Raw genomic sequence first — 13,858 nt, 5'->3', positions numbered from 1 at the left:
ATCCCGGATTAGTTAAAAGGTGGCTTCCAGCGAGACGCTGAAGGTACGTTCTTCCCCGACGTTGTAGTACGGCGTACTGGCCTTCACGCCGCCATAAGGCGCTGCGTTAAAGGTGGTGCTGCGCACCGAGGTCAGGTACTCCTTGTCAAACAGGTTGCTGATACCAAAGCGCAACGCCGCACTCTTGACGATTTTCTTGTCCACCGGCAGATGCACCCCTGCCGCCAGATCAAACACCGTACGACCGCCGATCTTCTCGTCGTTGGTCAGGTCGCCGTAGAACGAACTGACGTATTTGCCGCTGACGCTGCTGTAATACAGGCCATCGTCATAACCCAGCGTCATATTCAGCAGGTTTTTCGGCACATTCGGCACCTCCTTGCCACTGGTCGGCAGCGGCTGGCCGCCGTTACTGACAATGTCGCTCTTCTGCTTGGACTGGGTGTAGGTGTACGAGGTGTAGTAGTTGAAGTTATGCGGCAGCTGACCGCTCCACTCCAGCTCCAGCCCTTTGTTCTCCACATTGCCAATGTTCATCATCTCGTAATCGCCGGACGAGTTGGTGGTGGAGATTTGACGATCGCTGTAGCGCATAAAGAACAGCGTGGCACTCATCAGCATATCTTGCTGCTGGAAACGCCAGCCCAGCTCGTGGTTCCAGCTCAGTTCAGGTTTGGTACTGATTGAATCCCCCACGTTGTACAGCACGTAGTTCGGCGGAGTACGCATGTTGCGCGTCAGGTTGTAGAACACCTGGTTTTCCTGATTCAGCTTGTAGCTGGCGCTGAAATTCGGCAGGAATTCATGGTATTTGGCATCACGCTTTTCCGGCACGTTGTACAGGCTGCCCTTGTTATCCCCCTTACGCTCGACGTACTGGTAGGCCAGCCCGCCAACGAAGGTCCAGTCCGGGGTGGCGAACCAGGTGTCCTGCAGCCACACTTTTTGCGCCGGGGTGATGGTGTATTGGTTACGCCCCTGAACGGTGTTGCCATTGGCGTCCTTCACCTGGTCGCTGCCGCCCGGCTTGCCTGAAATCTGTGCCGGGTTGCCGTCATCCTTGATGCCTATGAACGGCTGGGTCTGCGACTGACGTGCGCGTTCGTACCAGTAGCCGATATCCAGACTGTGCTGATCGTTGATGTCCCACTTCAGCTTGGTGGTAATACCCGGCCGCCAGGTCTGGGTCCAGGAAGGACGGTAATAGGTGTTGGACTGCAGATTGCTCAGGTCGTACTGCCCGGCCTTATCCGACGTATTGGACAACACCGATGCCGTCTGACTGGTAAAGCTGCCGCCATTACCCCAGTAGTAATAAGGTTGCAGGGTCAGCGCCAGGTTGTCGCGCAGTTGCAGCTTCTGGCTGAACGACAGCGTGAAGGTTTCAAACGGGTTACGGTTAAGTTTGTAGTACTTGGTCAACTGGCCCTTGCTGTTGTATTCCGGCGTGGTGGCGTAATCGGTATCACGGCCGTCATTTTCGAACTGTGCCTTGCTCAGGGTGCTGTAGTTGACGTTGTCCTGATTGTTGTACTTCATGATCAGGTTGCTGCTGTTGCCGTTGCCGTCTTCATACAACGAGTTCATTTCAAACTTGTCTGAATATTCACGCCCTTCGCCACGCCACTTTTTCGCCTCGGTATGCGAATAGGAGATCCAGTTGCTGAAGCCGTTGTACTCACCGGTCTCCAGACGGGCAAAGGTTTTGCTCAGGTTGTTGCTGCCCAGCGTCTGTTTCACAAAGCCGCCGAAATCTTTCGCCGGACGGCGCGTCACCAGGCCAATGTTGCCGCCGCTGGAACCGATATGCGGGCCGTCGACCTCAGAAGAACCCTGGGTAACGAACACCTCCTCCAGGTTTTCCGAGTCGCCCAGCAGGTTTGGGTAGACCGCATAGTTGCCGGAATCGTTAATCGGGATGCCGTCCATCGACAGGCCGATTTGATCGGAGTTCATGCCGCGCATGGTGTAATCGACGCCGCTCAGGCCGCTGGCGTCGTTGCTGTTGACGTTCAGGCCCGGGGTATATTTCAGTTTGTCGATGGCGTTGGCCGCCGCCGGCATTTTATCCATCGCCTCTTTGGTGACGGTCGAACGCCCCTTGGCGCTATCGTCCTGCACCATCATGCCGCCGCCCAGCGACTGCCCTTTTACGCTGATGGTACCGACGTCGGTTGAGTCCGCCGCCAGTGCCGCCCCCGGCAATATCGCCGACATTACCGCCAGATAAAGCCCAGACCGATTGAAAGATTTCATTGTTCCCTTCCCATAAAAATCAAACTGTTATCCCAGGCGTCAAGGCGCCTGATAATTGAACGTGGCTGAAAATCGTTTTGTTGTTTGCCCGTTGAAAGCCTCGCTTGGGAACGGCTTCACCTGGCTGATGCTTTGCAGACTGCTCAGCGCCGCACGGTTGAGCAGCATGCTGGCTGCTTTATTGGCGATGCCGGACGAGAGCACCCGACCGCTGCGATCGACCTCCAGCCAGACTTCGACGTTGCCCTGTGGCCGTTCGAGCGATGCCTGTCGACCGCTCGGGTAACGCTTGCGCTGCTCGAGTTCACGGCGCAGCGCCTGCAGGTAACCGTTTTCTATCGCCTGCGCATTCACTTTCGGCGCCGCCGGGGCTGCCGGAGCCGGTGGTGCCACCGGCTTGCTGACCAGCGCTTTCGGTGCTGTAGAGGCCGCGACAGGTTTAGCCTTCTCCACCGGCCTGGCTTTTTCTTTCACCGGTTTTGGCTTGGGTTTCGGCTGTGGTTTGGGTACCGGCTTGGCTTCGATAATCGGCTCCGGGGCCGGCACCACAGGCTCGGGAACAGGTTCCGGTTCTGGTGGTGGGGGTTCGGGTTGCGGCTCCGGTGGTGTTTCCGGTTGAGGTTCCGGTGCAGGTTCAGGCTCGACCAACGCCAGTTCCATGGCCGTTTCGTCGTAGCGCGGCTGAATTTTCAGCACCGCCTGCTGGCTGGCAAACAGCACACAGCCCACGACGATCAGCGCCGGTAACCAACTGAAAAGGTGACGTGAACGATAGAGCAGATACATGTCACAGCTTCCGTGTGGCGATAGAGACGGAATAGAAGCCGCCCTGGCGCAAGTTATCCATCACTGCCACCAGCCGCTCTACCGCGACGCCCTTGTCGCTGTTGACGATAATGGTGGTGGTTTGGTTCTCTTGCTGCTGCTGTTTTAGCGTGTTGACCAGAGCACCGAGCGCGACCGGTTGGCCGTCGAGCTGCAATTGATCCTCTGCGCCCAGCGTAATGATCGCTTTCTTCTGCGGCTTCAATTGTTGGGCACTGCCGGCGGACGGCAGCTGAGTTTTCAGCCCGAGGGCCGGGATCACGTTCAGGCTAATCAACACAAAAAACACCAGCAAAAACATCATCACGTCGATCATCGGGATCAATTCGATGTGCGCTTTGTTCTTCTTCGGCTCGTTCCAGTTACGCATGGCACTCCCTCCCAAAAGCAAAGCAGCCAATATAGAGAGCCTATGTTTACCTTTTGTTACGCTTGTGTGATCTTATTTTCACAGTGAACATAATTTGAGATAATTTTTTCAAATAAAAACAGATCGGAGAGGTTATATAACTGATTAATTAGATATGATTTTTAATGGAATAATGACGGAGGAGGAACTTATGGCGGTTAATGCATAGGCAGGTAAGTTGTGATTATCCTGACACTTTATAACAAGATCTTCAGACCGTGCTTTTGCATCAGGACTTCGGAGGAGGGCTTCACACAATTAATGGCGGATTTGTGCCAGGTCGTCGGCCGTCAAACCGGTCATTTTCATTACCGAGTCGTGGTCGATACCGTTCGCCAGCATGGCGCGGGCAACAGCAAGCTTACCTTCAAGTACGCCTTCCTGGCGCCCTTTCTCAATACCGCGCTGTTCACCAAGCTCAATACCCTTTTCGATGCCCTGCTCAATGCCCTGCTCAATGCCCTGCTCGATACCTTTTTCGATACCTTTCTCGATGCCCTTCTGCTCAAGCTGTTGTGCAATAGTCATTAGTTCATCCTCATGTTGCGGTACCCGCAGTGCCAATTCGCGTACAAAGTCTTCAGCATCGGACGCTTCTCCGGCCAGAAGAATATAGTGTACCAGCGAAATCACCTGTGGCGAAGACAGATAGCCACTCAGCAGGATGGTGGCCAGTTTGTCAGTCAGCTCTGCCAGGTCTCGCTGCCGAATATGTTTCTGCAGCAAGGTCAGTGCGGCCATGCTGCGATGGCCCATGATCTCGTTATCAGGGATAACCGTCACATCGACCAGCGGAAATTCGGCTGTATAGAGTTTTCCCGCCAGTTCCGGATCGTAAAACTCCCGCAGCCAGTTGGTGGAATAAGGATAAGGAGTGCGTTTGCCGGTATAAAACAGGACAGGTATCACCAACGGCAGTTTTTTGTGACCGGCATCCAAATGTCTCTGCATGGCCGCTATTGCATACCGGATTAGCCTGAAAGCCATGTGTTTATCGGGGGTAGACTGATGCTCAATAAGGACGTGGATATAACCATCATCCCCAGTCGTGGTTTTCAGGCTGTAGAGCACATCACTGAAATACTGGCGAAGGTCATCTTCAACAAAAGAACCGGATTCCAGTTTCAACGTACCGAGGTCGCAGATGGCACGCAGTTCTGGCGGAAGATGGAGCTCCATAAAATCGCGGGCAATCTCCGGCTGCGTCAAAAACTGACGAAATGCCGCATCGTGTGGCGTTGGCGTTTTGTTTTTCTTTTTCATTCCCTGATAGCCTTTGAGTGTTATTTAACTTCACACTATCACAAGCAACGGTCGGCTTATATTATCGAGAACAGTAACCCGATCATTGAAATAGAAATAAAGCACAATTAAAACAACAGGGTGGGTAAATAAAAAATTATTTATAGTAAGGACAACTTTATATGACTTATATTTCCAATGGAGTTATTCAGTATTATGATAACATCTTTTAATATATTAATAACGGCCACTTCAATTATATTTAAAGAATGAATACGTCAATGTTAAAGTATCCGTATAAGATAATATCGATATCTTCACAGCCCTATTATCGAGTATTCCGCTCCACAAAGTAAAAAGACGCCCGCAGGCGTCTTTTTTGCAGCACTGATGTAATCAGTTCACTTTAACCGGCATGCCGGAACGGGCTTTCATTGCCGCGTCCACTTCGCTCTGGTTAACGGCTGGATCCATCATCACTTTGCCTACTGGCGCAGAGATGGTCAGCGGCACCGGATCTTTCGACTTCAACTGTTCTTCGTTAGCGGAAAGCGGGTTGTGCACTTCCAGGTAACGGGAACCGTCCGGCTCGACGCTGGCTTTGATCGGCTCGTTGATAAACTGCACACGAGTCCCGACCGGCACGTTGTCGAACAGGAACTTGATGTCGTCAGCACGCAGACGTACGCAGCCGTGGCTCACGCGCAGACCGATACCGAAGTTGGCGTTGGTACCGTGAATGGCATACAGACGACCGACGTACAGTGCGTACAGACCCATAGGGTTGTCAGGACCGGCCGGGAATACCGCCGGCAGGATCTCGCCGTCAGCGGCGTATTCTGCGCGCATCTTGGCGGTTGGCGTCCAGGTCGGGCCATCTTTCTTGCGCTGTACCGTGGTGGTCCAGTTCAGCGGGGTATCTTTACCCAATTGGCCGATACCGATTGGCAGCACGATCACCGTGTTGGTGCCTTTCGGGTAGTAGTACAGACGCATCTCGGCGCTGTTGATGATGATGCCTTCACGCGGAGCGTCAGGCAGGATCAACTGCTGAGGGATGGTCAGGGTGCTGCCTGGCTTCGGCAGGAACGGATCCACACCCGGGTTGGCTTCCAGCATATTGCTCAGGCCCATCTGGTATTGAGCGGCAAAGCTCTCCAGCGGCAGCTTGCTGTCTTCCGGTACGGTGATTTGGATGTTCTCACCCACCAGACGGCTGTCTTTGGCTGGTATTGGATAGACAACGGCGAAGGCAGCTTGGCTAAATACCACCAGTGCCGTAAACAGGGTTAGTAACGCGCGAATGCTCATTTTCATCTTCGTGTTGGTTGTGGCCACTGGCAGTTATAGGTTATTTCGGCCATGAATGACCGGATGCGCATTATATGTGCACATCGACCTAAGTGTGAAACATTACCGGCGCAATATCGAACTTTTTTGTAACCTGGTGCAGCACGAAGAGGAATAACTGTGAAAACCGCCGCTAAGGCGCGGCGATGGATGGTGACATCAGGCGGATAGGGATCAGATATTCACAGCGGATCGCTGTTCCGGCGGCGCTACAAATGCCACCCGACGTGGGATAAAAACGCTCGATATCCTTACCTGGCCGCCGTACTGCTTTCATCATGGGCATCGCAGTGTCATACAGGCGGGCGATAAAGTTTTGTAACTCTTCAACCTGCCCCTGATAGGTAAAGCTGGCGTAGTCGCCCTGCTCAATCAGTACCTTTTCGCCTTCGGCGTGCTCGTTCGCCAACGCCAGGGTATAAGCCATCCGTTGCCCGCCGCGTAGCCTGCTGTCGGCCTCCAGGCTGGTGAGGCCATAGACCACCGCCGAGGTTTCGGCTTCCTTCGGCATCATCTGCCGCCAGGCGTGCTGACGCAGCTCGTTTTTCGAATGCAGCAGCTGCCCCAGCGTACAACTGCGGTGCTGAGTGCGACCAATCAATTGCATTGCCGGCAGCGTAATGATCTCCGCTTGTGGCAATGGCGCATCCATCAGCCGCAGCGGAGGCTGCATCCCCTGCCCTGACCAGTCGGTATTGCGGCGATAACCGGCTGGCGGCATACCGAACTGCTTTTTGAAACAGCGGGTGAAAGTCTGCTGGGAATCAAACTGATACTTGTCGGCAATAAAGGCCACGCCGTGGCTGGTGAGCCGCAGTTCGCGTGCGGCGGCCGTCAGCCTTCTGCGCCGGGCGTAAGTCCCCAGAATTTCGCCGGTTAACTCTTTGAATAACCGCTGCAGGTGCCATTTGGAATAACCTGATTTGGCCGCAATATCGTCGAGCGTCAGCGGCTGGTCGAGGTTTTGCTCGATCCAGGCCAGCAGTGCCGTAATGACCTGTTGTTGATACATAGCGCCACCTTATCTGCTGAGAGGGCTAAAACCAGCGCTCACTGTATCGGTCGCGCTGCTAGACCACATTGCACAATCAGGACATAATGTTTTTCAATTGCGCCAAACTGAGAACGATTCTCATGACCTTCCTCACCGAGCCACGCTTCGATATCGATCAACTGCCCCGGGCGATTTTTGCCGTACAGGGCTCCACCATCAGCAGCGACTGGGAAATCACCCATCATCGGCACCGCAAGGCACAGCTGATTTATACGGTGCGCGGCATGATCCGCTGTGAGGTTGAAAACGGCCTGTGGCTGGTGCCGCCACAGTGCGCACTATGGATGCCCAGCAATGTGCTGCATAACGCTCAGGGGGCCAGTGCCAGCGAATGCTACTGCCTGTTTGTCGATCAGGATGCTATCGCCGGGTTGCCGACCCACTGCTGTACGCTGGCAGTATCCCCGCTGCTGCGTGAACTGCTGTTCCAGGCCAGCGGGTTCGATCAACTCTATGACGAACAAGGACCAGAAGGTCGGTTAGCCGGCGTGTTACTGGATCAGTTGGTCAAGGCGCCGGTTGAGAACCTGCACCTGCCGGTTTCCAATGACGCGCGCATTCGCCAGTTAACCGAACGCCTGCTGGCCAACCCGGCGGATAAAGCAACACTCAGCCAATGGGCGCAGCGTATCGGCATGAGCGAGCGTTCGCTCAACCGTACCCTGCAACAGCAAATGGGCATGAGCTTTGGTCACTGGCGGCGGCAATTGCATGTGGTGCTGGCGCTGCAACGGCTGACCAAAGGCGACAGCGTGCAGCGGGTGGCACTGGATCTGGGCTACGAGAGCGCCAGCGGCTTTGTCACCATGTTCAGGAAAGCGGTGGGCAAACCGCCGGCGCGTTATCTGGCGGAGAAAAACGCGGCGGACAGGACACAAGGGTCCGGGATCGTCATGTAATACCGAGCGGCGATAGATAAAAGTTACTGCGCCAGCCAGCCGCCATCCATATTCCAGGCGGCACCGCGCACCTGCACCGCAGCGTCGCTGCACAAAAATAGCGCCAGTTCGCCCAACTGCTCCGGCGTCACAAACTCCAGCGAAGGCTGTTTCTCCGCCAGCAGATCATCGCGAGCCTGCTGTGGATCGGTTCCGGCGGCAATCCGCTGGTCAATTTGCTGCTGCACCAGCGGCGTCAGCACCCAACCGGGGCAGATGGCGTTACAGGTAATGGCGCTGCGGGCGGTTTCCAGCGCGATGGTTTTGGTCAGCCCTATCACGCCATGCTTGGCCGCCACATAGGCCCCCTTGTCTTTGGACGCCACCAACCCATGCACCGAGGCGACGTTGATAATCCGCCCCCAACCGCGCTCTCGCATGCCCGGCAGTGCCAGGCGGCTGGTGTGGAACACCGACGACAGATTAATCGCGATAATCGCGTTCCATTTATCGGCCGGAAATGACTCCAGGGGGGAAACATGTTGAATACCGGCGTTATTGACCAAAATGTCGGTGCCGCCAAACTCCAGCTCGGCATAGCGCATCAGATCGGCGATCTGTTGCGGATCGCTGAGATCCGCGCCGTGGTAGCCGGGCGCTGCGCCCAACCCCGCGATATGTGCCTTCGCCTGTTCTACATCGCCAAACCCATTGAGGATCACCTGGGCGCCCGCGCCCGCCAGGCTGGCGGCCAGCCCGAGGCCGATACCGCTGGTCGAACCGGTCACCAGTGCCGTTTTGCCTTGTAAATTCATGTCGTTGCTCCTTTAAACAATGCCGGTCAGGTAGAACACGCCAATCACAAACAGCACTGCGGCGCTCTTAATCAGGGTGATGGCGAAGATGCCGCCATAAGCCTGCCGATGGCTAAGGCCGGTGATCGCCAGCAGGGTGATCACCGCACCGTTATGCGGCAAGGTGTCCATGCCGCCGCTGGCCATTGAGGCCACCCGGTGTAGCACTTCCAGTGGGATATGTGCAGCGTGGGCGGCGGCGATAAAGGATTCGGACATCGCCGCCAGCGCGATGCTCATGCCACCGGAGGCCGAACCGGTGATGCCCGCCAACAGCGTGACGCTGACCGCCTCGTTCACCAGCGGATTGGGAATGGCCGCCAGCGCCTTCGACAGCACCAAAAACCCCGGCAATGCCGCGATCACCGCGCCAAAGCCGTATTCCGAAGCGGTGTTCATCGCCGCCAGAATCGCGCCGCCGACCGCCGTTTTACTGCCTTCCGCCAGTCGCCCGCGAACGTTACGGAAGCCAAAAATCAGCACCAGCAGAATACCCGATACCAGCGCTGCCTCCACCGCCCAGATGGCGGTGATCTTGCCGATCTCGGTGGTGATCGGCTTGGCCAGCCCTGGCAGAGTCAATTCGTGGCTTACGCCATACCACTGCGGGATCCAGTGGGTGAATCCCAGATTCAGCAAACCCACCAGGATCAGCGGCATAATGGCGATCAGCGGGTTGGGTAAATTGATGTTGTCCGGGGTTTCCGGTTCATTGAGCAGTTCGGTGCCGTAGCCTTCGCCCCGCGCCTGCGCCTTACGCCGCTGGCGTTCGAGATAAAACAGACCGACCGCAATGATAAACAGCGAGCCAATCAACCCCAGCCAGGGTGCCGCCCAGGCGTTGGTGCCAAAGAAACTGGTCGGAATGATGTTCTGGATCTGTGGCGTGCCGGGCAACGCATCCATGGTGAAGGAAAACGCGCCGAGCGCCACCGTCGCCGGGATCAGCCGTTTGGGGATACCGCTCTGGCGAAACAGCTCGGCGGCGAAAGGATAGACCGCGAACGCCACCACAAACAGCGAAACGCCGCCGTAGGTCAGCAGCGCACAGACCAGCACAATCACCGGGATAGCGTGGCGACGGCCGAGAATGTTAATCGCCGCTGCCACAATCGAGCGGGAAAAACCAGACAGTTCAATCAGTTTGCCAAACACCGCCCCCAGCAGAAACACCGGGAAGTAGAGTTTGACGAAGCCGACCATCTTTTCCATAAACAGCCCGGTGAAGGTCGGGGCGACCGCGCCGGGATCGGTCAACAACACCGCGCCCAGCGCGGCTATCGGGGCAAATAAAATAACGCTGTAGCCGCGATAGGCGGCCAGCATCAGGACTCCCAGTGCTGCCAGGGCAATCAAAACGCTCATCATCACTCCCTATTGCTCTTGATGTCTGAACAGCGCCAGCCATGTTGAGCAACTCATTATTGTTGTTGGGTGCGGTTAAGGTTTCAGGGCAAAACGCAGCTGATGCGCCCGCCGCTGTTGAATGCGTTCCCTGCGTGCTTCATCCCAGTGATAAAACCCCTGGCCGCTGCGTTGGCCGGTATTGCCCTGGCGGAGCTGACTTTCCACCAGCGCCATCATGCTGTCATCGGTCGCCAGCTCCGGCAGCAAGTGACTGGCAATATCCGCCACCGTCTCCAGACCGGTCATATCGGCGGCCTCCAGCGGCCCGACCATCGCGTAACGCCGCCCCAGCGAGGCGCGCATTACCTGATCCACCACCTGCGGGCTGGCGATGCCGCTTTGTACGATGTGCAGCGCCTCGCGCAGTAACGCAAACTGCAGTCGGTTGCCAACGAACCCCGGTGCGGCACGATCCAGCAGCACCGCTTCCAGCGCCATACCACTGAGTAATTCCTGCACCGCCGCCAGATAACGGGGATCGGTGGCGCTGCCGGGTACGATCTCCACCAGCGGGATCAGGTGTGGCGGATTCCAAAAATGGGCGATCAACAGGCGCTGCGGATGGATCATTCTGACCGCCAACTCATCCGGCGGCAGACCGCTGGTGTTGCTGGCGATCACCGCGTCGTCGGCAATCAACCCTTCCAGCTGTTCGTACAAGGCGTGCTTGAGCGTCAGGCGCTCCGGGATCGCCTCGATCAACAGCCGGGCGCGGGCCACATCGTTCAGATCGTCGGTCACGCTCAGGCGCGCCAGTACCGCCGCCTGCTCTGCTGTCGCAAACTGCCCAACCTCGATCAGCTCCGCCAGAATACTGCCCGCGACCGCCGGGACTTCCGCCAACCGCTGCGAGTCCGGGTCATACAGCAGGACGTCGTGGCCGTGCCGGGCAAAGTGGGTGGCTATGCCAATCCCCATCAGCCCGGCGCCCAGCACCACAGTCTCAGATGTACGCATAGTTTCCTCCTGGGTTATCAGCCGCGCTCAACCGCCAGCGCCACGCCCTGTCCGCCGCCGATACACAGCATCGCCAGCCCCTTGTTGACCTCACGGCGCTGCATCTCGTGCAGCAGCGTGACCAAAATACGGCAACCGGAAGCGCCGATCGGATGCCCGAGCGCTATCGCCCCGCCGTTAACATTAACCCTGGCGCTGTCCCACTCCAGTTCGCGGCCGACAGCCAGCGCCTGTGCGGCAAAGGCTTCGTTGGCCTCGATTAAATCGACTTCGCTCAGCGACCAACCGGCATTGGCCAGACAGCGACGCGCCGCCGGTACCGGGCCAATACCCATGATCGCCGGATCAACACCCGATGCCGCATAGCCGGCAATACGCGCCAGCACCGGTAATTTCAGCTCGGCGGCCTTCGCCGCGCTCATCAACAGCACCGCCGCCGCGCCGTCGTTTATCGAAGACGCATTACCGGCGGTCACCGTGCCGTCTTTGCGAAACGCCGGACGCAGCCGGGCCAGACTTTCCAGCGTGGCGTCGCCGCGAGGCTGCTCGTCACAGGCCACGCGCAGCACTTCCCCTTTGGGTTTGGCTACTTCGACCGGAGTGATTTCCTGCACAAAACGCCCGGCCTGTTGCGCAGCCTGGGTTTTCTGTTGCGAACGCAGCGCAAACTCATCCTGCTCGCTGCGACTGATGGCGTATTTCTCCGCCAGATTTTCGGCGGTGATGCCCATGTGATAATCGTTGAAGGCATCCCACAGGCCGTCCTGGATCACGCTGTCAGTCAGCTGAGCGTGGCCCAGCCGCAGCCCGGCACGCGCACCGTTCATCAGATACGGCGACTGACTCATGCTTTCCTGACCTCCGGCGATAATTACTTCGGCGTCGCCGCAGCGGATCGCCTGCACCGCCAGATGAATCGCCTTCAGCCCGGAGCCGCAGACTTTGTTGATGGTCAACGCCGGCACGCTATGGGGCAGCCCGGCGTTCAATGCGGTCTGGCGTGCCGGGTTCTGGCCACAACCGGCCGTCAGCACCTGCCCGAGGATCACCTCATCCACCAGCTCCGCCGGAACCCCGCTGCGCGCCAGTAAGGCTTTCACCACCACCGTGCCCAAATCCACCGCCGACAACGTAGCCAGCGCGCCCTGAAAACTGCCAATCGGCGTGCGAGTCGCCGCTACAATCACTACCTGTTGCATAGTTTTCTCCCTGGATAACGTCATCAGAAGCGCATCTCCGGCACCTGTGCCGGTACGATCAGCCGACCGGCGGTTTTGGCGACAATTTCTTCCACGCTGACGCCGGGTGCGCGTTCGCGCAGCACAAAGGCACCGTTTTCAATTTCCAGATAGGCCAGGTCGGTCAGGACCTTGCGAATGCAGCAAGCGCCGGTCAGCGGCAACGTGCAGCGCGGTAACAGCTTGGACTCGCCACTCTTTGAGGCGTGGGTCATCACCACAATGATGTTCTCCGCACCGGCCACCAGGTCCATCGCGCCGCCCATGCCCTTCACCAGCTTGCCGGGGATCATCCACGAGGCGATGTTGCCCTCGACATCCACTTCAAAAGCGCCCAAGACGGTGAGATCGACATGACCGCCACGGATCATGGCGAACGACTGCGCCGAATCGAAGATCGAGGCGCCGATACGGGCGGTGACCGTCTGCTTGCCGGCGTTGATCATGTCGGCATCCAGCTCCTCTTCGGTCGGGAAGCCCCCCATACCCAGCAGGCCATTTTCGGATTGCAGCATCACGTCCATACCCGGCGGCACATAGTTGGCCACCAGCGTCGGAATGCCGATCCCCAGATTGACGTAGTCGCCGTCACGCAGTTCTTGCGCCACGCGCTGCGCCATTTGTTCACGGGTAAGCATGGGTTTCTCCTCAGGTACGCAGGGTGCGCTGTTCAATGCGCTTTTCGAAATTGCCCTGGATCAGGCGGTCGACGTAGATGCCGGGGGTGTGGATCGCCGCCGGATCCAGTTCTCCTGGCGCGACAATTTCTTCCACTTCCACCACGGTGATCCGCCCGGCGGTGGCCATCAGCGGGTTAAAATTTTGTGCGGTGTGGCGATAGATGACATTGCCGAAGTGATCGGCTTTCCAGCCCTTGATGATGGCGAAGTCGCCGGTGATCGCCTGCTCCATGATGTAGGGACGGCCGTTGAATTCGCGTACTTCCTTGCCTTCGGCCACCGGGGTGCCGTAGCCGGTGGCGGTGAAGAACGCCGGGATGCCGGCGCCCCCGGCACGGATTTTTTCTGCCAGCGAGCCCTGTGGCGTCAGTTCCACCTCCAGCTCACCGCTGAGCGCCTGCTGCTCGAACAGCGCGTTCTCGCCAACGTAGGAGGCTACCACCTTGCGGATCTGCCGGTTCTCCAGCAGCAGGCCAAGGCCAAAGCCGTCGATGCCGCAGTTGTTTGATACCACCGTCAGGCCGGTCACTCCCAAACGGCGGATCTCATTAATCAGGTTTTCCGGGATGCCGCACAGGCCGAAACCGCCCGCCAACACCGTCATATTGTCCGTCAGGCCTGCCAGCGCTTCCTGGTAGCTTGCGACGCGTTTATCGAGCCCTGCCATTGGCTGCCTCTGAGTGTTCTGTGGCCGTGGGCGGTATGCCC

Annotated in this window: 13 protein-coding genes; 1 reads left to right on the top strand and 12 read right to left on the bottom strand. The window is 57.6% G+C overall.

Annotated elements, in window-relative coordinates; translation table 11 throughout:
- Window positions 1-12: 12 nt before the first annotated feature.
- The 6 genes from E5C26_RS02880 to E5C26_RS02855 form a co-directional block, all read right to left on the bottom strand.
- Window positions 13-2,256, bottom strand: a complete 2,244-nt coding sequence (locus tag E5C26_RS02880; RefSeq protein WP_135314978.1) for a TonB-dependent receptor family protein — start codon at window positions 2,254-2,256, stop codon at window positions 13-15.
- 39 nt (window positions 2,257-2,295) lie between these two features.
- Window positions 2,296-3,042, bottom strand: coding sequence for an energy transducer TonB family protein (locus E5C26_RS02875; RefSeq protein ID WP_135314977.1), 747 nt, complete (start codon window positions 3,040-3,042; stop codon window positions 2,296-2,298).
- Window position 3,043: 1 nt separating this feature from the next.
- Complete coding sequence (locus E5C26_RS02870; protein WP_135314976.1) at window positions 3,044-3,451, bottom strand: ExbD/TolR family protein; 408 nt, start codon at window positions 3,449-3,451, stop codon at window positions 3,044-3,046.
- 297 nt (window positions 3,452-3,748) lie between these two features.
- Entirely contained in the window at window positions 3,749-4,753 is a 1,005-nt protein-coding gene (locus E5C26_RS02865; RefSeq protein ID WP_135314975.1) for an Rpn family recombination-promoting nuclease/putative transposase, read from the bottom strand.
- 375 nt (window positions 4,754-5,128) lie between these two features.
- Window positions 5,129-6,049 (bottom strand): L,D-transpeptidase family protein, encoded by a 921-nt coding sequence (locus E5C26_RS02860; protein ID WP_135314974.1) that lies wholly within the window; start codon window positions 6,047-6,049, stop codon window positions 5,129-5,131.
- A gap of 166 nt (window positions 6,050-6,215) precedes the next feature.
- Entirely contained in the window at window positions 6,216-7,094 is an 879-nt protein-coding gene (locus E5C26_RS02855) for a helix-turn-helix domain-containing protein (protein ID WP_135314973.1), read from the bottom strand.
- Window positions 7,095-7,216: 122 nt separating this feature from the next.
- Between E5C26_RS02855 and E5C26_RS02850 the strand changes: the two genes are divergently transcribed.
- The gene (locus E5C26_RS02850) at window positions 7,217-8,035 is read left to right on the top strand and encodes an AraC family transcriptional regulator (RefSeq protein ID WP_206194229.1); all 819 of its coding nucleotides are present in this window, start codon (window positions 7,217-7,219) and stop codon (window positions 8,033-8,035) included.
- Window positions 8,036-8,058: 23 nt separating this feature from the next.
- Here E5C26_RS02850 and E5C26_RS02845 read toward each other — a convergent pair whose 3' ends face one another.
- The 6 genes from E5C26_RS02845 to E5C26_RS02820 form a co-directional block, all read right to left on the bottom strand.
- Window positions 8,059-8,829 carry a 3-hydroxybutyrate dehydrogenase gene (locus E5C26_RS02845; RefSeq protein ID WP_135314971.1) on the bottom strand — a complete coding sequence of 257 codons (771 nt, stop codon included), beginning with the start codon at window positions 8,827-8,829 and terminating at the stop codon, window positions 8,059-8,061.
- 12 nt (window positions 8,830-8,841) lie between these two features.
- A complete protein-coding gene (locus E5C26_RS02840) occupies window positions 8,842-10,236 on the bottom strand; it encodes a GntP family permease (protein WP_206194227.1) in 1,395 nt (464 codons plus the stop codon).
- A 72-nt stretch (window positions 10,237-10,308) separates the two neighbouring features.
- Window positions 10,309-11,232, bottom strand: coding sequence for a 3-hydroxyacyl-CoA dehydrogenase family protein (locus E5C26_RS02835; RefSeq protein ID WP_135314969.1), 924 nt, complete (start codon window positions 11,230-11,232; stop codon window positions 10,309-10,311).
- Window positions 11,233-11,249: 17 nt separating this feature from the next.
- On the bottom strand, window positions 11,250-12,431 hold the full coding sequence (locus E5C26_RS02830) for an acetyl-CoA C-acetyltransferase (RefSeq protein WP_135314968.1): 1,182 nt from the start codon (window positions 12,429-12,431) through the stop codon (window positions 11,250-11,252).
- A gap of 23 nt (window positions 12,432-12,454) precedes the next feature.
- Window positions 12,455-13,108 (bottom strand): CoA transferase subunit B, encoded by a 654-nt coding sequence (locus E5C26_RS02825; RefSeq protein WP_135314967.1) that lies wholly within the window; start codon window positions 13,106-13,108, stop codon window positions 12,455-12,457.
- Window positions 13,109-13,118: 10 nt separating this feature from the next.
- A complete protein-coding gene (locus E5C26_RS02820) occupies window positions 13,119-13,817 on the bottom strand; it encodes a CoA transferase subunit A (protein WP_135314966.1) in 699 nt (232 codons plus the stop codon).
- Between the last annotated feature and the right edge of the window lie 41 nt (window positions 13,818-13,858).

This window comes from Serratia proteamaculans, from assembly GCF_004684015.1.
Lineage (GTDB): Bacteria > Pseudomonadota > Gammaproteobacteria > Enterobacterales > Enterobacteriaceae > Serratia > Serratia proteamaculans_F.
Note: the sequence above shows the minus strand (reverse complement) of the source record. Positions and strands in the feature narration are given on the sequence as shown.